This is a genomic window from Streptomyces colonosanans, assembly GCF_001866645.1.
GTDB classification, from domain to species: domain Bacteria; phylum Actinomycetota; class Actinomycetes; order Streptomycetales; family Streptomycetaceae; genus Streptomyces; species Streptomyces colonosanans.
Genome location: NZ_MLYP01000070.1, coordinates 19,555 through 44,417, shown reverse-complemented (window position 1 = coordinate 44,417; position 24,863 = coordinate 19,555). Strand labels below are relative to the sequence as shown.

Sequence of the window (24,863 nt, the reverse complement as noted above, 5' to 3'; positions counted from 1 at the left end):
GCAGTGCCCCGCTTCAGCATCATCGTCCCCGTCTTCAAGGTGCAGGGTTTCCTGGCCGAGTGCCTCGACTCGGTGCTCGGGCAGTCGTACACCGACTTCGAGGTGATCGCGGTCGACGACTGCTCGCCCGACGACTGCGGCGCGATCCTCGACGAGTACGCGGAGCGCGACGCGCGGGTGCGGGTGCTGCACCTGCCCGAGAACGTCGGCCTCGGCCGGGCCCGCAACGCCGGAATGCCCTACGCCGTCGGCGACTTCCTTTTCTTCCTCGACAGCGACGACACGCTCACCCCGGGCGCGTTGCGCGCGATCGCCGACCGGCTCGACGAGACCGGCGGCCCTGGCGGCCCCGACATCCTCGTCTTCGACTACGCCCGCACCTACTGGTGGGGCGGCACCCGGCGCAACGCACTGGCCCAGGTGCTCGCAGAGGCCGGCGAGCACACCTTCACCGCGGCCGAGTACCCAAAGATCCTCGACCTGCTGATGGTGGTGTGGAACAAGGTCTACCGCCGTGACTACGTCACCGCGCACAGCTTCAGCTTCCCTCCGGGCTACTACGAGGACACGCCCTGGACCTTCCCCACCCTGCTGAGCGCCCGGCGGATCGCGACGCTCGACCGGATCTGCCTGAACTACCGGCAGCGCCGCCAGGGCAACATCCTGTCCACCACCAGCCGCAAGCACTTCGACGTCCACGACCAGTACGAGCGGGTCTTCGCGTACCTCGACGCCCACCCCGAACTGGCCGGCTGGCGCCCGTACCTGCACCGCAAGATGGGCGAGCACTGTCTGGACATCCTCGCCAAGCCGGACCGGCTGCCCGCCCGCGACAAGGACGAGTTCTTCCGGCGCACGGCCGAGCTCTTCCACAAGCACCGCACCGGGCAGCCGGTCCCCGGCGAACTGCGGATCCTGGAAGGGAGTTACAGCCACTACCGGGCCCGGCAGCGGGCCGTCGCCGTCGGTGACGCGCTGGGCCGGCGCGCCCGGCAGGCCCGCGGTGTGGCGGCCGGGCGGATCAAGCGGGGCTGGTCCTGGATGCACGAACACCGCGCCCTGGACCCGAACCTGGCGGTCTACTCGGCGTTCTCGCACCACGGCGTCCTCGGCGATCCGGCCGCCATCCACCGCGCCGCACGCGATGTCGCCCCGCACATCCGGGGCGTGTGGGTGGTGCGCGAGGACCAGGCGGAACACCTGCCACCGGACATCGAGTACGTCACCCCGGACTCCCTGGGCTACCGCCGGATCACCGCACGGGCCACGTACTTCGTCAACAACGTCAACTGGCCCTGGACTCTGGTCAAACGACCGGGCAGCGTCCACATCCACACCCACCAGGGCACCCCGCTGAAGTACATGGGGGCCGACCTGCAGGGCAAGCCGGGCGCCCGGTACGGGTTCGACGTGCCGCAGATGCTGCGCCGCGCCGACCGCTGGGACCACAGCCTGGTCGCCAACCGCCACTCGGAGCTGGTCTGGGGCCGCGCCTACCCCTGCCACTTCGCCTCGGCCCGCACGGGCAGCCCCCGCAACGACGTCCTCGTGAACGCGAAGCCCGGCGACGGGGCCCAGTTCCGGGCGCGGCACAAAATCCCCCGGGACCACACGGTCGTGCTGTACGCGCCGACCCGGCGCGACCACGTCCGGGGCGGCCACGTCGACCACTTCGACCTGGCCCGGTTCGCCGAGGACCTGGGCGAGGGCCACACCCTCGTCGTACGGCTGCACCCGTCACTCGCGGACGGCCCGGCCCGAGGGCTGGGGCTGGCCGAACTGCACCGGCGGGGGGTCGTGGTCGACGCCACCGACGAACCGCGGGTGGAGGAGGTGATGCTCGCCTCGGACGCCCTGGTCACGGACTACTCGGCGCTCATGTTCGACTACGCCAACCTGGACCGGCCGATCGTCGTGCATGCCGACGACTGGGGCGCGTACACGGCGAGCCGGGGTGCCTATTTCGACATCACCGAGGGCGCGCCGGGTCATGTCTCGCACTCGTACCGGGAACTCGCGTGGCTGTTCGCCTCCGGATGCTGGCGGGACCAGGAGTCGGCGCGGCTGCGGGCCGGGTTCCGGGCGCGGTTCTGCGAGTTCGACGACGGGCGGGCGGCGCAGCGGGTGGTGCGCACGCTGATGCTGGGCGAGCCGGACGCCCCGGAGTCGATCCCGGCACCGGCGGCGGGCGAGCGCGATGTGCTGACCGGTATGCGCTGAGCCAGGTGCGGACATGCGTGCGACCCGTGCGCCGTCAGGGCGTACGGGGCCGGAAGTGCGGGTTGCCCGAGGACCGGCTCGAGCGGGGTGTCACCGCGGGTCGCGTGGGAGCGGAGGCGGGCCGGGACTCTGCGCGGCGTACGTAGAGTCGAAGGGTGACACCGCGGCTCACATACTCCGCGCGGGTGACGAACCCCTTGTTCACGACCGCGAGTTTGGCCCGCTCGGTGCTGTTCCAGGGGGTCCAGGAGGAGCGCAGCACGTACGGCTCGCTGACCACCCACACATACGCCAGCCTACCGAGCCGCCGCCGCAGTTCACCGGCCCCGACCTCCCGGCCGTACAGCGTTCCGTCGGCGGCGGCGGGCACCTTCAGCGCCACGTCCCGGATCCCCCGGAAGTCCGCCGGATAGGCCAGCGCCGACCGGCGTTCCAGCGAGGGCAGGAACAGCACGGGGTCCCCGGGCCGCACCTCCCGTCCCACGACGGCGGACATGGCGGCGAGGTCGTCGGGCCGGTTGGCGGCGCTGCGGTCGGCCCGCAGCAGCGGAAACTGCACGACGAGAACGCCACAGACGGCGAGCACACCGAGTAGAGCCGCGCCCACGCGCCGGGAGAGGGCGTACGGTGCCCGCACCCGGGAGTCGCGGCGGGTGCCGCCGGCCCTCAGCCGACCGACGGCCCCGGCCACCCGCTCGGCCCCCGCCGCGGCCAGCAACGGCGCCCCCGCCAGCGCGTAGAGCACATACCGGTCGTCGTACAAGGGCCGGAACTGCGACACCCCCATCAGCACCATCGGTGGAACCACCAGCAACGGCAACGCCACCCCCGCCAGGGACACCCCCCGCTGCGGCCCCCGAGCGCGCACGCCCAACGCCATCAGCACCAGGTACGGCCCCAGAACCACCTGGTCGGGCCCCGCGAACTGCCGCACCAGCCCCTCCACGCTGCTGCCGTCCGGTACCGCCAGCCACGCCACCTGGGCCGCCTGCCCCCGCGAGAACAGCACCAGCGGCAGCAGCACCGCGACGGCGGCTCCGGCCGCGCACAGCCACCCCCGCCACACCCGCCACGGCACCCGCGCGAGCGCCAGCGTGCAGGCGTGCGCCAGAAGGACCAGCACCGCGAACTCATGCAGCAGGCAGGTGGCGGCGAGGACCACGCCATAGGGCCACCACCTGACGCCTGTTGGGGTACTGGAGCCCTGCACCGCCCGCACGAGCAGCAGCGTCGCTCCCGCGCCCCCGGCCGCGACCAGCGCGTAGGAGCGGCCCTCCTGCGCGTAGTGCCCGACCATCGGCGTGATGGCGTACAGCAGCCCCGCCCACAGCCCCACCCGTGGCCGGCACAGTCGTGTGCCCAGCGCGGCGACCAGGCCGGCCGCCACGGCCGCCCCGAAGACCGAGGGCAGCCGCAGCAGCACCTCGCCGGGACGGACGGCCAGGACCAGGTGCATGAGCAGGTAGTACAGGCCGTGCACCGCGTCCACGCTGCCCAGCAGATGCCAGATCTGCGCCATCGAGCGGCGCGCGACCTGGAATGTGACCGCTTCGTCGCGCCACATGCCGCCGCGGTCCAGTCCCCACAAGCCGAGCGTGAGCATGGTGACCGCGGGCACGAGGACGGCCATGCGCTCCGCACACCTCACCGGTGACCGATTCATACCCTCATTCAACATCCGCAGGTTTTTTACTATTAACCAGCCTTTGCTGGTTATTGACGGCTCATCGGGCTAGATATGGGGCCAACCGCCTTACGATGCGGGTTTGATGAGTGCCTTGAAGAGTGCCACGCAGGCCCCGGCCACCACGGCCACGCATCGTTCGCCGCCGCTTTCGAAGAGGGTCCGCACAGCCCGTCGGTTGCTTCTCCTCGCCGTCGGCTGGCTCGCCACCCGCGCCCTGATGCTGTGGCTGCTCACTCACGACCAGTACGCCCTGCTCGGCCGGGGCGGGGTCGCACGTGAGGTGTGGAAGCTGTATTTCCACTGGTACGGCGGCCTCGCACACGGCAGGTTCCCGACGGGCGACCACCTGTGGCAGTACCCGCCGGGCGCGGGCGTGGTGCTGCTCGCGCCCGGACTGCTGCCACATCTGACGTACTTCCAGGCCTTCGTAGTCCTCACCCTGCTCACGGACGCCCTGATCGCACTCGCCCTCGCACTCGCGGGCACGCGCCCGGGCCGCTCGCTGGGCGGAGCGGCGCTATGGACGGCGGGCCTGCCGCTGCTGCTACACATCCCGCTCGTCCGCTACGACGTCCAGGTCACCGCCTTCGCCGTCATCTCCCTGTTGACGTTGTCACGCTCCGCACGCGCGTGCGGAGCATGGGCGGCGCTGGGGGCCCTGGTGAAGGTCTGGCCGGCGCTGGCGCTCATCGGCACCCCGCGCGGCCGCACCACCCGCGAGGCGTGGACGGCGGCCGTGGTCACCGCGGCCACGCTGCTCGCCCTGCTCGCCGCCTTGTTCCGCAACCCGTTCGACTTCCTGCGCCAGCAGGGCGGCCGGGGTGTGCAGATCGAGTCGCTGGGCGGCACGGTGCTGATGTTCGCGCACCGCACCGGCTGGTCGGGGGACACCCGCTACCAGTACGGGGCGGTGGAGTTCGTGGGCCCGTATGTGCAGACCGTCGCCGCCTGCTCGCTCGCGCTGACCGCGGCGGCCTTCGGCCTGCTGCTGCTCTGGCGGGTGCGGGCCCGCCACTGGACGCCGGCGACCCCGTACGACGCGGCGCTCGCGGCCGTCCTGCTGTTCACGGTGACGAGCCGGGTGATCAGCCCCCAGTACATGGTGTGGCTGGTCGGGCTGGCCGCCGTCTGCCTGACCTCACGGCACACCACCCAGCGGACCGTGGCCTTGCTCGTCCTGGCGGCGACAGCAGTGAGCGCCGTGGAGTATCCCGCCCTCTACGGCTATGTCATCGACAGCACCTGGACGGGTTGTCTGCTCATGCTGGTACGCAACGGGCTGCTGGCGTCCGCGGCGATCATGTCCTTCGTCCGCCTGTGGCGCTCAGGATGCTCCATGCCGGAAGGGCCCGAACCGGACGAACCGACGCGGCGAACCGACTGGATTCCTGCCTTCTTCCGCACAGGCAAGTAAGCAGCTCTTAACAGATAATTACTAAGTATCTCTACGCTCCCGGCTCGTGGATTCGATGCACTCTCACGATGCACAGGTCAGCGTCGTCGTCATCGGTTACGACGACGCCACTCATGTGACGGACGCGGTGCGTTCGGCTCTGGCCCAGGGCGGTGTGGTCCACGAGGTGATCGCGGTCGACGACTGTTCGACGGACGGCAGCGCCGAGCTGCTGGACGCCCTCGCCGCCGAGGACCCGCGTGTGACGGTGGTGCGCAGAACCGTCAACAGCGGCGGCTGCGGCACCCCGCGCAATGACGGGATCGACGCCGCGACCGCGCCGTACCTGATGTTCCTGGACAGCGACGACGTGCTGCCGCCCGGCGCGGTGGAGACGCTCCTCAGGGCCGCCGTGGCACACGGGACCCAGCTCGCCGCCGGCCTGTGCGTGCGCCGCGAACTGCCGTCGGGACGCGAGGTGCCCTGGCAGCCGGAGCTGTACGAGCGGTCCGCGGTGGTCTCCCATCCCTCCCGGCGCCCCCGCCTGGTGCACGACACGCTGTGCGTCAACAAGCTGTACCGCACCGACTTCCTGCGCGAGCACGGCATCCGTTTCCCCGAAGGCCGCTTCCCCTACGAGGACTTCGTGTTCAGCGCGCGCGTCCTGGCCGCCGGGCCGAGCATCGCCCTGGTGCCCGACACGGTCTACGTCTGGCATGTGCGCCGCTCGGCCCAGCGCCTGTCCATCTCGCTCGACCGCGCCGACACCGCCAACTGGAAGGCGCGCATGAAGGCGAACCGGCAGGCGTACGAGACCCTGCTGGGCGTCGGCGAGAAGCGGCTGGCGCGGGCGGCGCGCTGCACGTTCCTGGACCGCGGGCTGCGCATGTACGCCCGCGAACTCCCGCTGCGCGAGGCGGAGTACCGCGACGCGTGGTGGAAGCTCACGCGCGCGTACCTGTCGGGCTTCGACACGGCCGACTTCGCGCAGGCGTCCGTGCCGGGCCGGGTGATCGCGCAGGTGGTGCTCGCCGCCGAGCAGCCGCGTGACCTGCACCGCCTCCGGGAGCTGGCGGCCCGTCCGGCGCGGCTGACCCCGCCCTACGCGAGCACCGGGGACGGCATTCCCGTCTGGTCGGCGGACCTGCCGCAGGTCCAGCTGGAACATCTGCTGCACCGCCCCATGCGGCATCTGCCGGTCGCCGTGGACGCCGAACTGCGACCGCGCCTGCGCACCACCCGTCTGCGGCTGCGCCTGCACGAGCTGTACGGGCGTGTGGAGAACGCACGTCCGGCCAGGGTGGACGTGGAGTTCGTGCTCCGGGAGGACAGCACGCGGGTGGGCCTCACCCGCACGGCCGCGCTCGGGCGGGACGCGGCCGGCGACGGCTGGACGGCCGAGGCACCCGTGGACCTCCAGTCGCTCGGCGCCGGCACCTGGGACCTGCGGTTGATGCTGCGCTTCGACGACGGCACGAGCCGTGACACCACGGCGCACGCCCTCACCGGCCCCGGCCTGCTGCGCCGTCGCGCGGTGCCGAGCCTGAGGCACGGCGCGCTGCTGGTGCAGCCGTACGCGACGCACTCCGGCGCACTGGCGTTGCGGGTGGCATCGGGGGCACGAGGGGTGACGTCCGTCGTGGGCCGCAGACTCCGACGCCTGCTTCACTTGCGGTGAGTGCACGAAGGCAGGTGACCGGGTAGGCGTGTGAGTGTGACAGTTTCGGCGAATGTGTCACAGGTTCCGCCCACCCGAGGACGCCGCCCCGAAGTCCGCCGGTACCAAGGCCGCGTAGCCGGACATCACCGAGCCGAAGGCCGCGTGCCCCTCACAACCCCCTGAGCGCCGCCGCCGTGGCCCGCACCAGCCCCTCCAGGTACCCCTTGGGGAGCTTCGGGCTCCGTACCACCAGCGTCCGCCAGTACAGCGGGCCCGAGATCAGGTCGAGGGCCAGGTCCCTGTCGGCGCCGTCGTGGATCTCGCCGCGCGCCACGGCCGCCGCCACGATGCCGCTCGCCGCGCTCTGCTGACCCTCCCGCAGCGCCTTCTGCATGGCCTGGGCGATATCGGGGTTGCGGGCCGCCTCCGCCTGGAGGTCCGGGATGATCTGGCCGGCCACCGGGTGGCGCAGCGCCCGGGACGTCACCTCGTACAGGAGGCACAGGTCCCCCTCCAGGGAGCCGGTGTCGGGAGCCGGCAGCCCCTGGACCGCGACCGCCGAGACCAGGTCGAGGACCAGGTGCAGCTTGGAGCGCCATCGGCGGTACACCGCCGTCTTGCCGACGCCCGCCCGGCGAGCGACGCCCTCGATGGACATCCGGGCGTAGCCGACGGCCGCGAGCTCCTCGAAGACGGCCGCACGAATGGCCTCCGTCACTTCCTCGCGGAGCACGGCCGCACCCGCGGGTGTGCGGCGCCGTTTCACCTGGGGGGTGTCGGCGTTCGTCGTCATGCGGACCAGCATAGGGCGTGACGACGAAACGGTTGCGTTGCGGTGTCGCGACGCCTTACGCTCACGTCACGACGATACGGTCCCGTCCCGACGTAAGAATGGTGATCGAAAACCGCAAGAGCAGTGCAAGACCCCTAGAGCAGAGCAAGACCCCGGCAAGAAACGTGAGAAATGCCGGAAGGCGGCACCAGAGGGGTCATCACGGCGGAAGACTGCGGACCGGTCTGCGTACCCGACCTCGAGCGAAAGCAGCGGATGTGAGCCAGGTACTCGACACACCGCCCCCCACGGCCGGCGCGGCGGCCGAGACCCCGGCGCGGCTCGCCGCCCGATACGGCCTCACGGTCAGCGGCGCGCGCCCCTCCCTGTCCGAGTACATCCGCCAGCTGTGGGCGCGCCGCCACTTCATCACGGCCTTCGCCACCGCCAAGCTCACCGCCCAGTACAGCCAGGCGAAGCTCGGCCAGGTCTGGCAGGTCATGACGCCGCTGCTGAACGCGGCGGTCTACTACTTCATCTTCGGCGTACTGCTCGGCACCAAGCACGGCGTGCCCGACTACATCCCGTTCCTGGTCACGGGCGTCTTCGTCTGGACTTTCACGCAGAGTTCGATCATGGCGGGCACCCGCGCGATCTCCGGCAACCTGGGGCTCGTGCGCGCCCTGCACTTCCCCCGCGCCGCGCTGCCCATCTCCTTCGCGCTGCAGCAGCTCCAGCAACTGCTGTTCTCGATGGCCGCCCTGGTCGTGATCCTGCTCTGCGTCGGGTCGCCGATCGGCATCTCCTGGGTGCTCGCGGTTCCGGTCCTGACCCTTCAGTTCACGTTCAACGCGGGCATCTCGATGATCATGGCCCGGATGGGCGCGAAGGCGCCGGACATCGCGCAGTTGATGCCGTTCGTCCTGCGCACCTGGATGTACGTGTCGGGCGTCATGTGGAGCATCGACAAGACGCTCAAGCACAGTCACCTGCCGCACACCGTGATGGTCCTCTTGCAGGCCAACCCGGCCGCCGTCTACATCGACCTGATGCGCTTCGCGCTGATCGACAGCTTCCACGCCGACCAACTCCCCCACCATGTGTGGGCGTACGCGACGGGCTGGGCCCTGCTCGTCGGCGTCGGCGGCTTCATCTACTTCTGGAAGGCTGAGGAGAGGTACGGCCGTGGCTGATCTCGTACACGACAAACCGAACGGCGAGCGCGTCCCCACCGTCATCTGTGACGGCGTCGACATCGTCTACCGCGTCAACGGCACCGGCGCCGGCCGCGGCTCCGCCACCGCCGCGCTCAACCGCATCCTGAGCCGCAACCAGGCGGAGAAGGCGGCGGGCGTGCGCCGGGTGCACGCCGTCAAGAACGTCTGCTTCACCGCGTACAAAGGCGAGGCCATCGGCCTGATCGGTACGAACGGATCCGGCAAGTCGACGCTGCTCAAGGCCGTCGCCGGGCTGCTGCCCGTCGAGAACGGCAAGATCTACACCAACGGCCAGCCCTCCCTCCTCGGCGTGAACGCCGCCCTGATGAGCGACCTGACGGGCGAGCGCAACGTTCACCTCGGCGGTCTCGCCATGGGCATGTCCCGGGAGCAGGTCAAGGAGCGCTACCAGGACATCGTCGACTTCTCCGGCATCAACGAGAAGGGCGACTTCATCACCCTCCCCATGCGGACGTACTCCTCCGGCATGGCCGCCCGCCTGCGCTTCTCGATCGCCGCCGCCAAGGACCACGACGTGCTCCTCATCGACGAGGCCCTCGCCACCGGCGACCGCTCCTTCCAGAAGCGCTCCGAGGACCGCATCCGCGAACTGCGCCGGCACGCGGGCACGGTCTTCCTGGTCAGCCACAACAACAATTCGATCCGTGACACCTGCGACCGGGTGCTGTGGCTGGAGCGCGGCGTGCTGCGCATGGACGGGCCGACCGAGGAAGTCCTCGCGGAGTACGAGGCGTTCACCGGTGGGAGCGACAAGCCGAAGGGCACGACCGCCCCCAGGCCATCGCCGCCGGCGAAGCCGTCGAAGCAGGAGCAGAAGCAACCCGGGGCCGGAAAAGTACCTCTTCCGTCCTGAGGGCCGAAAACGCTCGAAAGCGTTGTATCTCATCCCGTTGTTGTCCACCGTGTTGTTCACCAGCAGCAGCGCTGCCGTGGGTGTCTGAAAACCAAGGAGGCCATGTGCAACCAGGGCTGAGCGTCATAGTCCACGGCCCCGATCCCCAAGGTCACCTGGGCGAACTCCTGGACGCCCTCGCCGCCGATCCGTTCACCGGGGCCGAGGTGGTCGTCGCCGCCGTCGGCGACTGGGCCCGACGGCAGGCGGAACGGCGCGCTGCCGAGGACCCCCGGATGGTGGTGCTGCCGCTGCCGGAAGGCACTGGCGACGGCGCGGCCCGGGCGGCGGGCGCGGCCCGGGCCACCGGCCGCTGGCTGCATTTCGTGCACGCCAAGGACGGACTGCCCGTCGGCACCCTGCGCACGATCGCCGACCGCACCGCGGAACTCGGGGACTCGGCGGACGTCCTGGTCGTCAACCACCTCCGCTCCACCTGGCAGTCCACCGGCGCACCCAGCGGGGACGGCCGGATCCTGGCCCGCGCGGGCCGCAGCACCGTCGCGCTCGCCGACTTCCCCCAGTTGCTGCGACTCAACCCGGTGCTGGGCAACCGCGTGGTGCGCGCGGACTTCTGGCGCGCCCACCAGGCCCTGCTCGATGCCTCCCAGGACTCCACGGGCACGGCGGGCGAGGCCCTCTGCGACGACGAGACGTACACCGCCTTCGCCGTACTCCTGTACGCCGACGCGATCGCCTGCCTGGATCATGTGGCCTACGAGATACGGGAGCTGCGGGAGCAGAGCCTGCCGTCGGTGACCGTCGAGCAGCGGTACGCGCTCATCGGTCGGTATGAGCGGCTGCACCGGCTCCTCGCGGAACGCGGCGCGCCCGAAGGGCCGCGCACGGTCCTGTACGACGTGATGGTCCGCGAACTGCTGCGCACCTTCGTCCGCAGCGAGATGCCGGAGACGGCGGCACGGGAGTTCTTCACCCGCGCCTCCCGAGCCGCCGTGCACTGGCGGCCGGAGAACCACCGGCGCCCGGCCGGCTTCGAGGGCATACGCCGCTCGCTCCTGGAGGACAACGCGTACACCAAGTACCGCGCCTTCCAGACCGCCAACCAGAAGCGGCGGGAGGTGAAGTCGGTGCTCGTGGCGGGCAAGCGCCAGGTGGGCGCGAAACTGCGCGACCGTCTCTACCGACGTGCCCTGAGCGAGCCCGTCGACCCGCACCTGGCGGTGTTCTCCGCGTACTGGGACCGGGGCGTGGCCTGCAATCCGGCCGCGATCGCCACGAAGCTCGCCGAACTCGCGCCGCACATCCGCCCGGTGTGGGTGGTCTCCCGGCGAAATGCGGCGCTGCTGCCGCCCGGCACGAACCACATCGTGCCAGGAACCCGCCGCTACTGGGACGTGATGGCCAGGGCCAAGTACCTCGTCAACAATGTCAACTTCCCCAACGCGGTGGTCAAGCGCCCGGACGCGATCCACCTCCAGACCCACCACGGCACCCCGCTCAAGCGCATGGGCCTGGACCAGCTGGAGTTCCCGGCCGCTTCCAAGGGCCTCGACTTCGACGCCCTGCTCGCCCGCATAGACAAGTGGGACTACAGCGTCTCCGCTAACAGTCACTCCACCCGGATGTGGGAGCGGGCCTACCCCTCGCGCTACACACCGCTGGACTACGGCTACCCGCGCAACGACGTCTTCTACTCGGCGACCGCCGAGGACATCCGTGCGATCCGCGACCGCCTGGGCATAGCCCCGGGCCGCCGGGCCATCCTGTACGCACCCACGCACCGCGACTACGAGGTGGGCTGGACCCCGCGCCTGGACCTCGCCTCACTGGCGGACCGGCTCGGCGAGGACACGGTCCTGCTGGTCCGCGGCCACTACTTCTACGGCGGCGCGGCCTCCCCGCTGAGCAGCCTGCGCCGCTCGGGCCGGGTGATCGACGTGTCGTCGTACGACCCGGTGGAGGAACTCTCCCTGGCGGCGGACGCCCTGGTGACGGACTACTCGTCCATCATGTTCGACTACGCCAACCTGAACCGCCCGATCGTGATCTACGCCGACGACTGGGAGACGTACGCGAAGACCCGCGGCGTCTACTTCGACCTGATGGCCGAGGCGCCGGGCCAGGTGGCGCACACCCAGGAGGAGCTGGCGGCTCTCTTCGAGACGGACGCATGGCGCGACGAGGCCGCGATGAAGGCCCTCGCCGGCTTCCGGCGCCGTTTCTGCGAGTTCGACGACGGGCGGGCGGCGGAACGGGTGGTGCGCCGGGTGTTCCTGGGCGAGAGCGAGGAGTCGCTGCCGCCGGTCGTTCCCGTGGACGAACGCACCCCGGCGCCGACACCGGAGGAGGCGACGGCATGGCAAGCTCCTCAGCCTGCTCCGACGTCGGACAGTAGCGGTCCTTGAAAGATCGCTTGACCTGGCGCGTCGAACATCACAATATATCAAAGCCTTTGTAAACAATGTCCGTTGCTGGAATGGCGGAGTGATCTCCGCCGCTGCGCGGCTCCGCTCCAGGGATGTGTTTCCTCCTCGCCCTGAATAACGGGGTTTCCACGCAAGGAGTTTCCGATGACCACGCCCACGAGCCCCGATGTGACCATCACGGTCATCGTGTACAACGACGCGGAACGCCTGCCGCGCGCTGTGGCCTCACTGCTGCGGCAGACACACACGAACATCGAGGTGATCATCAGCGACGACCACTCGACGGACGACACCCCGTCGGTGGCACGCAGACTGGCCGCCCAGGACCCGCGCGTGCGCTATCTGCGCCTGCCGGAGAACAGCGGCGGCTGCAGCGCCCCGCGCAACCGGGCGCTGGAGATCGCGCGGGCGCCGTATCTGATGTTCCTGGACAGCGATGACGAACTTCCCTCGAACGCCGTCGAGTTGCTACTGGCCGCGCACCGTGAACGCGACATCGACTTCGCCATGGGCGCGGTGGAGCGGATCCGGGTCGACACGGGCCGTCGCTCGACCTGGATGCGGGACCTGGTCACCGAGCGGCGCACGGTCGAGGGCATCGAGTCGGAGCCGGGCCTGCTCTTCGAGCACCTGTCGACGAGCAAGATGTACCAGCGGGAGTTCCTGGACCGGCACGGGCTGCGCTTCCCCGAGGGGATCCACTACGAGGACCAGCTGTTCTCGGCACAGGCGTATTGTCTGGCGCGTTCCTTCACGGTCGTTCCGGAGCCGGTGTACCGGTGGTACATAGCGCCGTTCGCAGCGGCGGAGTCGGCGTCGATCTCCAACCAGCGGCACAAGCTCACGAACGTCCGTGACCGCATCCACGTGCAGACCCTGATAGACGAGTTCCTGACCGACAGCGGCCACGAAGGGCTCCGGCCGGACAAGGACTACAAGTTCCTCAAGCACGACTTCCGCATGTACGCGGGTGATCTGCCCTACCGCGACGAGGAGTGGCTGGCCGGTTTCGCCGACCTGGTCACGCCGTATCTGGAGACGCTGGCCCCGGAGGCGTTCGCGCGACTGTCGCGCACGGAACGGGTGGTGATCCAGCTGGTGCGCGAACGACGGCTGGCGGAGGCCCAGTCGGCGGCGCGGGGGCTGGGGCCGGAGGTGGCTCCACGCGAGACGGTGACGGACGGGTCGGGCGTGACGTACTGGGGCACGCAGATTCCGTCCTCGTCCTGGGCTCGCCGCGAACTGGACGTCACCGACCTGGAGTTGGAAGACCGCCCCTTCCCGAGTACGCGGTTCCGTCACGAGATCACGTCCGTGACGCCGGGTCCGGGAGCCTGTGTCGACCTCTCCATCCGCACCTACGACCCGGGCCTGCGCCTGCCCGTGGGTCCGCAACGGGCGAGCGTCGTGATAAAGCCCGGCCGACGCCGCCTGGTGACGGCTTTCCGCCTCGACCCGGTCCGTCCCGGGCTCTTCGAGGGCCAGGTCCGGGTGGACCTGGCGGCGGCACGGCTCCCCGTGCACGGCTTCGACGGCATCCGTCACCCGGTGCTGGAGCTGAACCACCAGGGCCTGACCAATTCGGGTGTCCTGCTGGCCCCCCTGGCCTTCCCGACCGTCACGGCGACCCGTGTGGGCACACTGCCGCACCAGGTGACGATGGAACCGGAGGGCAAGGTACCGGGACGTGTCCAGATCCGCTGGCGCCCGGTGGGCGTCACGACCCGGGTGCGTCCGGTGGTCCTCAAGGTGGCGGGCCCGCGGGTACGCCAGGCGGCCCGCCTGGTCCGCAGCGCCCTACGCTGACCCGCGCTCCGCCCCCCACTTCAGCCTGAACCGAGGTCGAGGGGGCGGAGCTCCTGGACAGGGGCAAGGGGGCGCCCCTCAGCGCACCACCTCGTACAGCACCTGCCCCCTCGGCCCCGAAGCCACCCGCCGCAACGCCCGGTCCCCGGCCGGCAACCCGCCGTCCGACGGCCACTGCACCACCCACCGCACCCCGTACGCCCGCAGTACGCCAAGACGCGCGTCCCGCGACGTCCCGGCCGCGAAGTACGTCCGCACCGCCGTCTCCCGCCTCCCCGCATCGGGCAGGAAGAAGTCCGGGTACCCCGGTGCCACGGTGTACGCCCCGTACGCCGGAATCTGCCGCGCGGTCATCGTCCTGGCCATCACCACATCCCCGTACCGCACCCACGGCGTGATCCAGTGGTACCCCACCCATGGCGCCCGGTACTTCGCCGCAACCGCCCCGGGCAATGCGCTCCGTCCCACCGCGTACCCGACGGCCCCCGCCTGCGCCCATGCCCCCACGGCCAGCGCCCCGGCCAGCACCACGGCCCCCATGTTCCGCAGCACCCCGCGCGCCGCCCCGGCCACCTCCACGGCCGCCGCGACCTGCGCCGGGATCAGCGCCGCCGGCAGCGCCCGCCCCCACGAGTAGTGCCCACTCAGCCCGCCGGCCGCGAACACCAGCGCCCCGAGCAGGAAGAACACCATCAGAGGATCCCGCCGGTCGCGCCACCCCCGCATGCCGAGCGCCACCACACCGGCCAGCACAAGCCAGAACCGCGCGAACAGGTCCATGTACAACGGCCGGTGGATCGCTTCGAGGCCTCCCACGCGCAGCAGCGCGAAGAAGTCGTAGTACGGCCACAGCGCGAGCACGACCACCCCGAGCACGACCCCGGCCCCGAGCCGCGGCCAGACCCACCACCCCGCCCGCGCACCGACCACCGTCGCCAGCGCACCCAGCGTCGCCACCACCCCGGTGAACTGATGGCTGAGCAGGACCACCGCCCACACCGCACCGAGCCCCAGGAAGGCGGCCCACCCGGACCACCTGTCGGCGGGCCCGTCCTTCAGCGCCCGCGCCAGCAGCGCCCAGAAGTGGAAGGCCAGCCCCAGCGCGAACACGCTCGGATAGGCCACCGTCAGCGCCAGCGAGTTGAGCCCGATGAAGCCGCTCCAGTTGAAGACCTGCGTGCCCCACAGGAACACCACGCACAGCAGGGCGAGCGGGGGCGCGAGGCGGTGGGCGCTCAGCGTCCGCACATATCGCCACACACCCGTCACCAGCAGCGTCAGACTGATCAGCGCACCGATGCGCAGCACGACCCAGACGGACAGCCCGGTGACGCGGGCGAGGACGCCGAGGAAGACGGTCCACGGGGAGTAGTACGGGCTCGGGGTGTTCTCGTCGACCAGCGGATTGCCGGGATCCAGCAGCCGGTGACGCAACCGTTCCACGGTCGCCGCATGCATCCCCAGATCGCCGATCCAGGGCAGCCTGACGATGACGAGCAGCAGCAGTACGACGAGCAGCGCCGCCACTGCCCACAGGGCTATGCCGGCGATTGCGCGCGGCGTCCCGGCCGACCCCCCGGGCTCCTTGAGCCGGCCCCCGCTCTCTTCGGCCTCCGGTGGCCCGCCGGTTCCCTCCGCCAGCACCCTCATCGCGCGTCAGCACCCTGATTCGCCTCGTGCTGGAACACCCACGTCCGGTACACCAGGAAGCGGAAGATCGAGGCGAGGGCGATCGACTGCGCCTTGGCCAGGTTGGAGCCGAACGGCCCGTTCATGCCCAGGCCGTGGTAGCCGACGTAGAACAGCGCGCTCTCCATCACCACGCCCAGGCCGCTGAACACGAAGAACAGCGCGATCTGCTGCCGGGTGCGCGGGGCGCGGTCGTGGTAGGCGAAGAAACGGAAACCGAGGTAGTTGGTGCCCATCGCGATGATGCTGGCGAGCACGGTCGCCGTCATCGGCGCCCACTTCAAGCCGTGCAGCAGCGCGTTGAAGGCAACGAAGTTCACCGCGACACCGCTGCCGCCGACGACCCCGAACTTGGCCAGCTCGACCGCGAGTCGCCGGATCCGGCCGAACGCCGGAGCGGGAGAGGGGACAACGGTCTCCACAGCCGGGTGAGCGACCCTGGGCCGCTGCTCGGAGAGGTTCACGCTCACGGGTACGGGTCCTCCACACTCATTCGGCGATCAGGCCAAACCTAATTCCAAATATCCCGTTTAACAGGAAAGGGTAAATTCACGGCTGGAATTTCCCTAGGTATTGGCAAGAAAGCCCGCAGAGACGCGTGAGCAGGAGAACAATGCCCGGGTACGCGAACGGGGGCGCCCCATCACCATGGAGCGCCCCCGTCGTCGTACGGGATCTAGCCGTGCGTCCGCAGCAGCGTCCGCATCGTGCGCATCGCGACCGACAGGTTCGCGAGGTCGAAGGAGTCCGAACTCGAGATCTCGTCCAGGGTGGTGCGCGCCCGGCTCAGGATCGCCGCGTTCTTCTCCTCCCAGGCCTTGAAGCGCTGTTCGGGGCTGGAGGCACCATTGCCCACCGACAGGATCTCTGCCGTCAGGCCCGCGTGAGCCGCGTACAGGTCCTCGCGGATGGACGCGCGGGCCATCGACTGCCAGCGGTCGTTGCGCGGCAGTTCGATGATGCGGTCCATGAGCTGGGTGATCCGCAGCCGGTCGGCGAGGTCGTAGTAGAGCTCGGCGACGGCCATCGGGTCCTTGCCCAGGCGGTCGGCCACCGACACGATGTCGAGCGCGGGGAACGCGGAGGAGAACCCGGCCACCCGCGTGGCGAGTTCGTCCGGGACGCCGGCGCCCGTCATCTCGTCGTAGATCTTCTGCCACCACTCCAGATCCACGCCGCGCAGCAGCTTCGGCAGCTCGCTCCAAACCTGCTCGACGCGGTCCTGGAAGAACTCGATCGTCGTGGACAGCTCCAGCGGCTGCGGCCGGTTGTTGAGCAGCCAGCGCGTGCCGCGCTCCACCAGACGGCGCGAGTGCAGGCGGATACGGGTCTGGACGTCGGCGTCGACCTCGTTGTCGAGAGCCTCGACCGCGTCCCACACCGTGCTGGAGTGGAAGATCGCGCGGGACGCCGTCTGCGCCCTCACGATCTCCTCCAGCGACGCACCCGTCTCCTCGCGCATGCGGTGCAGGAAGCTTGTACCGCCCGTGTTGACCGTGTCGTTGACCAGGAGGGTCGTCACGATCTCACGGCTCAGAGCGTGGTGGTCGATCTGGTCGGAGTACTTCTTGCGCAGCGCCGTCGGGAAGTACTCGTGCAGCAGGGTGCGCAGGTACGGGTCGTCGGGCAGCGACGTCTCCAGCAGCTCCCGGGAGACCGTGATCTTCGTGTAAGCCAGCAGGACGGCGGTCTCCGGGCCGGTCAGGCCCTGCCCGGTGTTCAGCCGCTCGCGGATCTGCCGGTCGGTGGGCAGGAACTCCAGCGCCCGGTCGAGGTGGCCCTCGCGCACCAGGTGGCGGAGGAAGCGCTGCTGCGCGTGCAGCATGTCCTTCGACTGGAACAGGGCGTTGGCGATCGCCACGTTCTGCGCGTAGTTGTTGCGCAGCACCAGGGCGCCGACCTCGTCGGTCATCTCGGCGAGCAGCTTGTTGCGCTGCTTGACGGTCAGATCGCCGTTGGCCACGACCGCGTTGAGCAGGATCTTGATGTTCACCTCGTGGTCGGAGGTGTCCACACCGGCGCTGTTGTCGATCGCGTCGGTGTTGATCTTGCCGCCGTGCTGGGCGCACTCGATCCGGCCGAGCTGGGTCAGGCCCAGGTTGCCGCCCTCGCCGACGACCTTGACCCGCAGGTCCTTGCCGTCGACACGGATGGAGTCGTTGGCCTTGTCACCGACGTCCGCGTTCGACTCCGCCGAGGACTTGACGTACGTGCCGATGCCGCCGTTCCACAGCAGGTCGACCGGCGCCTGGAGGATCGCCTTCATCAGGTCGGCCGGGGTCATCTTGGTGATGCCGCGCTCGATGCCGAGAACCTCGCGGATGTGCGCGTTGATCGGGACCGACTTGGCGCTGCGGGGGAACACACCGCCGCCCGCCGACAGCAGCTCGGTGTTGTAGTCGGCCCACGAGGAGCGCGGCAGCTCGAACAGGCGCCGGCGCTCGGCGTACGAGGTCGCCGCGTCCGGGTTCGGGTCGATGAAGATGTGCCGGTGGTCGAAGGCCGCGACCAGGCGGATGTGCTCGGACAGCAGCATGCCGTTACCGAACACGTCACCGGACATGTCGCCGATGCCGACCGCGGTGAAATCCTCGGCCTGGGTGTTCACGCCCAGCTCCCGGAAGTGCCGCTTGACGGACTCCCAGGCGCCGCGGGCGGTGATGCCCATCCCCTTGTGGTCGTAGCCCGCCGAGCCGCCCGAGGCGAAGGCGTCGCCCAGCCAGAAGTTGTACGTCCCGGCGACCTCGTTGGCGATGTCCGAGAACCTCGCCGTGCCCTTGTCGGCGGCGACCACCAGGTAGGTGTCGTCCGAGTCGTGCCGGACCACGTCCGCGGGCGGCACGACCTCGCCGGCCACCATGTTGTCGGTGATGTCGAGCAGCGCCGAGATGAACGTCCGGTAGCTGCGCACGCCCTCCGCGAGCCACGCGTCGCGGTCCACGGCCGGGTCCGGCAGCTGCTTGGCGACGAACCCGCCCTTGGCCCCGACCGGCACGATGACGGTGTTCTTCACCATCTGCGCCTTGACCAGGCCGAGGATCTCGGTGCGGAAGTCCTCACGCCGGTCGGACCAGCGCAGACCCCCTCGCGCGACCTTGCCGAAGCGCAGGTGCACGCCCTCGACACGCGGCGAGTACACCCAGATCTCGTACGCCGGACGCGGCGCCGGCAGGTCCGGGATGGCCTGCGGGTCGAACTTCATGGAGATGTAGTCGTGCGGCTTGCCGTCGCGCGCGTTCTGGAAGAAGTTGGTGCGCAGGGTCGCCTTGATGACGGTGAGGAAGGAGCGCAGGATCCGGTCCTCGTCGAGCGAGGCGACCTGGTCGAGCGCGGCGTCCAGCTCCTCGAGGAGGGCGTCGGTCAGCTCCAGCCCGGCGCTCTGGCGCTCCGGCGACATCCGCGCCTCGAAGAGCGAGACCAGCAGCCGAGTGGTGTGGACGTTGTTGCGGAGGGTGTCCTCCATGTAGTCCTGGCTGAAGGTCGAACCGGCCTGGCGCAGGTACTTGGCGTACGCCCGCAGCACCATCGCCTGCCGCCAGGTGAGCCCGGCGCTCAGCACGAGGGCGTTGAAGCCGTCGTTCTCGGCCTGGCCGGTCCAGGTGGCGGCGAAGGCGTCCTGGAACCGCTCGCGGGCGTCGTCACCGAGGTCCGTCAGAGACTTGGGCAGGCGCAGACCGAAGTCGTAGATCCACGCGGTCGCGCGGTCCGAGCAGCGCAGCTCGTACGGGCGCTCGTCGACGACCTCGACGCCGAGCCGGTTGAGCACGGGCAGGACGGCGGAGAGCGAGACGGCCTCGCCCTTGCGGTAGATCTTGAAGCGGCGCTCGCCGGGGCCGACGCCCACGGGCTCGTACAGGCTGAGAGCGAAGTCCTTGCCCTTCTCGCCGGTGAGCTGCTCCAGGTGGACGAGGTCGGCGACCGCGGCGCGCGGGGAGTGGTCGGCCTTGTAGCCCTCCGGGAAGGCGCCCGCGTAGCGGCGCAGCAGCTCGGCGGCGCGCTCCTCGCCGAGTTCGGCGTTCAGCGCCTCGGAGAAGGAGTCGGCCCAGGAGCGGGCGGCCTCGACGAGCCGCGCCTCGATGCGCTCCCTGTCGGCGTCGGACAGCTGCGGCAGCTCGGTGCCCTGGGGGACGCGGACCACGAAGTGCAGCCGGGAGAGGATCGACTCGGTGTTCCAGGCCGTGAAGTCGACGCTGATGCCGCCGAGCTCCTCCTTGAGGATGTCGATGATCCGCAGCCGGACGCCGGTGGTGTAGCGGTCACGCGGCAGGTAGACGAGGGCCGAGTAGTAGCGCCCGTACTCGTCCTGACGCAGGTAGAGCCGCAGGCGGCGGCGTTCCTGCAGGTAGAGGACGGAGGTGACGATGGAACGCAGCTCGTCGGCCGACGTCTGGAACAGCTCGTCGCGGGGGTACGTCTCCAGGATCTGGAGCAGGTCGCGGCCGTCGTGGCTGTTGGGCGAGAACCCGGCGCCCTTGAGGACCTCCGCGACCTTGCGCCGGACGACCGGCACACGGCGCACGGACTCGGTGTAGGCCGCGGACGAGAACAGGCCCAGGAAGCGGCGCTCGCCGACGACGTTGCCGTGCTCGTCGAACTTCTTCACGCCGACGTAGTCGAGGTACGACGGCCGGTGCACGGTGGCTCGGCTGTTGGCCTTGGTGAGGACCAGCAGCCTGTGCTCGCGGGCCTTGGCACGGGCGTCGGTCGGCAGCCGCTCGAAGGAGGGGCTCACCGGGTGGCTGTCGTCACCGGCGTGTTGCGGGTCGGAACGCAGTATGCCCAGCCCGGTACCGGGCACGGCGGCCAGCGAGTCGTCGTCACGCAGCTCGTACTCGCGGTAGCCGAGGAAGGTGAAGTGGTCGGCGGCCAGCCAGCGCAGCAGCTCGCGGGCCTCCTCGACCTCCGCCCTGGGCAGGTCGCCGGGCACGGACTCCTCGGGGAGCCCCTCGGCGACGCTCAGCGCCGCCTGCCGCATCTTCTCCCAGTCCTCGACGGCCTCTCGGACGTCGGACAGGACGCGCAGCAGATCGGCGGTGATCTGCTTCAGGTCGGCCCGGTCGGTCTCACGGTCGATCTCGACGTGGATCCACGACTCGATGTGCGCGTCGTGCGGCAGCTCGCCGCCGGGCACGGTGGGCAGCACCTCGAGGAGCTTGCCGGTCAGGTCGCGGCGGACGACGAACTGGGGGTGGACGACGACGTGGATACCGCGTCCCTGCCGCGACAGCTCGTTCGTCACGGAGTCGACCAGGAACGGCATGTCGTCGGTGACGACCTCGACGACGGAGTGGCTGCAGGTCCAGCCGTTCTCCTCGACGGTCGGGGTGTGGACCCGCACGTTGGCCGTGCCCTGCGGGCGCGTCTCGGCCATTCTGTAGTGCGAGAACGCGGTACCGAACACGTCCACGGGGTCGTTGCCGCCCATGTCTTCCGGGGCGGTGTGCAGGTAGTAGCGCTGGAGGAACGCGAGCACGGCGTCCCGGTCCGGGGTGCCCCCGCTCGTCATCCCAGTCGGTAGGTGCCCCCCGACCGGGCTGTTCTCAGCTACCCGGGCGGCCCGTTCGAGCAGCTCGGCCTTGGCTTCGTCCAGCTTGGTCTGCATTGTCCTCTGGCTCCTGTCGCGCGCCGTTGCGTGACGTAGAAGGAAATACGGGCTCTTCTCCGACGTAACGCCGAGACGCGGTGTGTCCGGTCTGATTCGACGTTATGCCGCATGGAGAGGCAGGCGGGGGTTTATCGGCCATTTCCGGCACCTCAGGCGGCTGTGACATTGCTCTCGGCGCATGGTGCGCCTCCCGCGTCCCGGGCGCCCCGGTTGCCCTGCCGGGCGCCTGCGGCGCCCTTTCCGGCCGACCCCGTCTGTGAAGACCAGCGACCGCCGCCCGGTCACGGATGTCGTCCGTGCTCACCGGGCGCAGGGCAGGGACGACAGCGTCCCCGCGACGTATCGCGCTGATCACGCCACAAGGCTATCGCTCTCGACGGGGGGAACGTCATGAGCCGTATGTGTACAAAACCGGGGGGCGAAATTTGACGTTCTGCACAGGGGTATAGGGGGCGGTGCCGTGCAGGGCACGCGGTGCGAGCATGGTGGTACGGCGTCGCACGGCGGCGGCCCTTGGCAGAACGCCTCCGCAAAGGCACGTTGCCGGGGAAGAGAACCCACCGCAGGTGTCCTCACGACCGAGGGGAGCACGGCGAACATGACGCGGAAGATCCTGATCGTCACCGGCGACGCGGCGGAATCACTGGAGGTCCTGTACCCCTACCAGCGCCTGCGCGAGGAGGGGTACGACGTCCACATCGCGGCCCCCACCCGCAAGAAGCTCCGCTTCGTCGTCCACGACTTCGAACCCGGCTTCGACACCTACACCGAGAAACCCGGCTACACCTGGCCCGCCGACCTCGCCTTCAGCGAGGTCGACCCCGGAGAGTACGTCGCCCTGGTGATCCCCGGCGGGCGCGCCCCGGAGTACCTCCGCAACGATCCCGAACTCCGCAAGATCCTCAAATCGTTCTTCGACACGGACAAACCGGTCGCCCAGATCTGCCACGGCCCGTTGCTCACCGCCGCGGTCGACGCCCTCCGCGGGCGGCGCGTCACCGCCTATCCGGCCCTGGAGCTGGACATGCAGGCGGCCGGTGCCGCCTTCCAGGACGCCGAGGCGGTGGTCGACGGCACCCTCGTCTCGTCCCGTGCCTGGCCGGACCACTCCCGCTGGATGCGCGAGTTCCTGACGATCCTGCGGGCAAAGGCGCCCGTGACCTGAACCGGCGTCCGTCACGGTGCGGCGCTCCCGGGAGCGCCGCACCCGTTCACGCCCCCAGCCGCTCGGCCTCCGCGACCGCCTCCTGCAGTGTGTCGACCACCGGCACGCCGACCTCCTCGAGGCTGGCGCGGCTGTGGGAGCCACCGGTGTAGAGAACGGCCCGCGCCCCGACGTGCCGGGCGGCTACCGCGTCGTCCGCGGCGTCCCCGATCACCACCGTGCGCGTCGGGTCGACGCCGCCGAGTGCCCGTATGTGCCGGACCATGTGCTCGGCCTTGCTGCCGCCCGAGGGGCCGGTCCGGCCCTCCACTCGCAGGAAGTGCGCCTCGATCCCGAACCCCTGGACCAGCGGAACGAGATCGTTGTGCCCGTACATGCTCAGGAGCGACTGGCTGCGGCCCGCCGACCGCCACCCCGCGAGCAGCTCCGCCGCGCCCTCGGTGAGCCCGCAGCCGAGCCGGTGCTGGGCGTAGTACCGGTGGAAGGTCTCGTCCATGACCAGCCACTCGGCGTCCGTCGGCATCCGCCCCATCAGCCGCTCGTAGAACTTCGGCACCGGTACGCAGTACAGCGCCCGGTAACGCTCCAGGGTGATCGGCTCCAGGCCCAGCTCGGCGAACGCGGCGTTCGTCGCCCCGATGATCGCGTCATTGTCGTGGAACAGCGTCCCGTTCCAGTCCCAGACGATGTGCGCGCTTCCGTACGTCCCCATGCCGGAAAACGTACCCGGTCGCACTGACATTCACCGGTGCGCCGGCAGCGGGCGGGTGGTCAGTCCCCGAGACCGAGCAGGTTCGGGATCTCCTGCGTCGCGTACCACAGCAGCTCGTGGTCCTCGGCGCCGTCCACGACGAACTGCGCGTCGTCGTCGCCGCGGTCCGCGGCCTGGAGTGCCTGGGCCGCCGCGGCCACGTCCGCCTCCGCGTCACCCGCGTCGACGTGCACCGCGGCCGCCTTGGCCAGCGTCACGGCTCCGGCGACACGCACCTCGCCGAGCGCCGCCGGGTCGAGGCCCCGGTCGGGATCGAACGCCGCCGCCCCGTCCGGTACGTCGACCGCGACGACGACCCGCCGCCGCGGCGCGCCCGGATCGCCCGCCAGCAGCCGCAGAGAGGCCAGCGCGGCGCGGTTCAGCGCCGCGTACTCCAGCTCCTCGATGTCGTCGGAGAGGTACCACTCACGCAGGGCGGGCGTGACGGCGTACGCGGTGACCTGTCCCGCCCCCAGCTCACCCGTCTTGTGCGCATCGGCGAGACCGGAGAGGGTCAGGGGTACGTAGACGCGCATGACGAGCCGCTTTCGTAGTCGGTAAGGGCGGCCGGACCGCCCGTGACGGGCCCCGCGGAATTCGATCCCGCGCCTCCGGCGAGTCACCCCAGGATACGTGCGGTGCCCCCTTTCGGGTCCCGGCGGCACCCGTCCACAACGTCAACCGGGATGACTGGGGTTCACCCGGTCCACTCTGTCTGCCGCAGGGATTCCCGCCCTGCTCTTCACTCTGATAGGTGAACCTCCGGCCACTCCGGCACGCGCCCGGCTTCCTTGCAGGCCGGGTCCCCCACCCCGTACAAGATCCCCACCGAGAAGTTACCGACCGGTATCGACCGGTATCGCGAACGGGGATCCCTATGCACAAGGTGATGACGAGGAACGGGGCAATGACGAGGGCCGAGCGCCCAGGCACCCGCCCACCGGTCCGCCACGACACCCGCCGCCCGGGCGGTACGCCCCGCCGTACCCGCACGACGCCGGACCAGAGCACGTCCCGGACGACACCGGGCCCAGGCGCGTCCAGAGTGCTGCCCGGCGCGGGCACGTCGCCCACGGCGGCAGGGGAACGCCCCTCCCGCACGGCAGCGGGCGCGCCGTCGCCACACACACCGGCCGTCGCGGGCGGATCGCCTGGGCAGGCCGTCGTCGGCGCGCCGCTCAGGCCCGTCCCGCATGTCCGCCCCACCGATGTCTTCGCCGACCGTCTCCTGTCCGTGCTGAGCGGGCAGCGGCCGGTCCACAGCATGCTCCGCCACACGGTCGGCCGGGCCTACGACGAGCTGGCCTGGCTTGCCCGCCGCGGCCCGCTGCGTACCCGCGGCACCGCCCGCCCGGTCGTCCGCGACATCGGCTACTACGTCCCGCGGCCGGGCGCCATCGAGGCCTTCGCCCGTATCGGCGCGGGCGACCAGTTGCGCGCGATGGCGTTCCGCCTCGAGTGCGGCCTGGACCACCGCTGGCGCTGCACGGCGGTGGAGCTGGGCGGATCGCGTATGCCCCCCGCGGACGACGACTGACGCAGGCGACAGGAAACGGCTGAGGGGCCGGACACCCTGAGGTGCCCGGCCCCTCACACGA

General features: G+C 70.3%; 16 protein-coding genes. 9 read left to right on the top strand and 7 right to left on the bottom strand.

The genetic code is table 11. The features are described 5' to 3' along the window. Window positions 1–3 precede the first annotated feature (3 nt). Window positions 4–2,220, top strand: a complete 2,217-nt coding sequence (locus tag BIV24_RS25455; protein WP_071368770.1) for a bifunctional glycosyltransferase/CDP-glycerol:glycerophosphate glycerophosphotransferase — start codon at window positions 4–6, stop codon at window positions 2,218–2,220. A 34-nt stretch (window positions 2,221–2,254) separates the two neighbouring features. Here the strand turns inward: BIV24_RS25455 and BIV24_RS25450 are convergent, their stop codons facing one another. Next, window positions 2,255–3,850: a glycosyltransferase family 39 protein gene (locus tag BIV24_RS25450; protein ID WP_245766945.1), complete on the bottom strand. Its 1,596-nt coding sequence runs from the start codon at window positions 3,848–3,850 to the stop codon at window positions 2,255–2,257. 139 nt (window positions 3,851–3,989) lie between these two features. Here BIV24_RS25450 and BIV24_RS25445 point away from each other — a divergent pair, with 139 nt between their 5' ends. Together BIV24_RS25445 and BIV24_RS25440 are read left to right on the top strand one after the other, a co-directional pair. Then, entirely contained in the window at window positions 3,990–5,321 is a 1,332-nt protein-coding gene (locus BIV24_RS25445; protein ID WP_071368769.1) for a glycosyltransferase 87 family protein, read from the top strand. 55 nt (window positions 5,322–5,376) lie between these two features. Continuing rightward, window positions 5,377–6,978 carry a glycosyltransferase family 2 protein gene (locus tag BIV24_RS25440; RefSeq protein WP_071368768.1) on the top strand — a complete coding sequence of 534 codons (1,602 nt, stop codon included), beginning with the start codon at window positions 5,377–5,379 and terminating at the stop codon, window positions 6,976–6,978. Between the two features lie 151 nt (window positions 6,979–7,129). Here BIV24_RS25440 and BIV24_RS25435 read toward each other — a convergent pair whose 3' ends face one another. Continuing rightward, entirely contained in the window at window positions 7,130–7,753 is a 624-nt protein-coding gene (locus BIV24_RS25435) for a TetR/AcrR family transcriptional regulator (RefSeq protein ID WP_071368786.1), read from the bottom strand. A 257-nt stretch (window positions 7,754–8,010) separates the two neighbouring features. Here BIV24_RS25435 and BIV24_RS25430 point away from each other — a divergent pair, with 257 nt between their 5' ends. The 4 genes from BIV24_RS25430 to BIV24_RS25415 all read left to right on the top strand — a co-directional run bounded on the left by BIV24_RS25430 (window position 8,011) and on the right by BIV24_RS25415 (window position 14,055). Beyond that, window positions 8,011–8,925 (top strand): ABC transporter permease, encoded by a 915-nt coding sequence (locus BIV24_RS25430; RefSeq protein WP_071368767.1) that lies wholly within the window; start codon window positions 8,011–8,013, stop codon window positions 8,923–8,925. After that, a complete protein-coding gene (locus tag BIV24_RS25425; protein WP_079168525.1) occupies window positions 8,900–9,823 on the top strand; it encodes an ABC transporter ATP-binding protein in 924 nt (307 codons plus the stop codon). Before BIV24_RS25430 ends, BIV24_RS25425 begins: the two co-directional genes overlap by 26 nt. A gap of 104 nt (window positions 9,824–9,927) precedes the next feature. After that, the gene (locus BIV24_RS25420) at window positions 9,928–12,228 is read left to right on the top strand and encodes a CDP-glycerol glycerophosphotransferase family protein (RefSeq protein WP_071368765.1); all 2,301 of its coding nucleotides are present in this window, start codon (window positions 9,928–9,930) and stop codon (window positions 12,226–12,228) included. Between the two features lie 165 nt (window positions 12,229–12,393). Then, on the top strand, window positions 12,394–14,055 hold the full coding sequence (locus BIV24_RS25415) for a glycosyltransferase family 2 protein (protein WP_071368764.1): 1,662 nt from the start codon (window positions 12,394–12,396) through the stop codon (window positions 14,053–14,055). A gap of 78 nt (window positions 14,056–14,133) precedes the next feature. Here the strand turns inward: BIV24_RS25415 and BIV24_RS25410 are convergent, their stop codons facing one another. The 3 genes from BIV24_RS25410 to BIV24_RS25400 all read right to left on the bottom strand — a co-directional run bounded on the left by BIV24_RS25410 (window position 14,134) and on the right by BIV24_RS25400 (window position 21,346). Next, window positions 14,134–15,705, bottom strand: a complete 1,572-nt coding sequence (locus BIV24_RS25410; protein ID WP_245766944.1) for a hypothetical protein — start codon at window positions 15,703–15,705, stop codon at window positions 14,134–14,136. Further along, the gene (locus BIV24_RS25405; protein ID WP_245766943.1) at window positions 15,702–16,214 is read right to left on the bottom strand and encodes a GtrA family protein; all 513 of its coding nucleotides are present in this window, start codon (window positions 16,212–16,214) and stop codon (window positions 15,702–15,704) included. The genes BIV24_RS25410 and BIV24_RS25405 overlap by 4 nt, the downstream gene beginning before the upstream one ends. A gap of 206 nt (window positions 16,215–16,420) precedes the next feature. Next, window positions 16,421–21,346: an NAD-glutamate dehydrogenase gene (locus BIV24_RS25400; RefSeq protein WP_071368763.1), complete on the bottom strand. Its 4,926-nt coding sequence runs from the start codon at window positions 21,344–21,346 to the stop codon at window positions 16,421–16,423. 601 nt (window positions 21,347–21,947) lie between these two features. Between BIV24_RS25400 and BIV24_RS25395 the strand changes: the two genes are divergently transcribed. Beyond that, the gene (locus BIV24_RS25395) at window positions 21,948–22,514 is read left to right on the top strand and encodes a DJ-1/PfpI family protein (RefSeq protein ID WP_071368762.1); all 567 of its coding nucleotides are present in this window, start codon (window positions 21,948–21,950) and stop codon (window positions 22,512–22,514) included. A 46-nt stretch (window positions 22,515–22,560) separates the two neighbouring features. Here the strand turns inward: BIV24_RS25395 and BIV24_RS25390 are convergent, their stop codons facing one another. Further along, complete coding sequence (locus BIV24_RS25390) at window positions 22,561–23,226, bottom strand: HAD family hydrolase (protein WP_071368761.1); 666 nt, start codon at window positions 23,224–23,226, stop codon at window positions 22,561–22,563. A 59-nt stretch (window positions 23,227–23,285) separates the two neighbouring features. Further along, window positions 23,286–23,801, bottom strand: a complete 516-nt coding sequence (locus BIV24_RS25385) for a DUF6912 family protein (protein ID WP_071368760.1) — start codon at window positions 23,799–23,801, stop codon at window positions 23,286–23,288. 341 nt (window positions 23,802–24,142) lie between these two features. Here BIV24_RS25385 and BIV24_RS25380 point away from each other — a divergent pair, with 341 nt between their 5' ends. Beyond that, window positions 24,143–24,802 (top strand): Rv3235 family protein, encoded by a 660-nt coding sequence (locus tag BIV24_RS25380; protein ID WP_071368759.1) that lies wholly within the window; start codon window positions 24,143–24,145, stop codon window positions 24,800–24,802. Window positions 24,803–24,863: the final 61 nt, after the last annotated feature.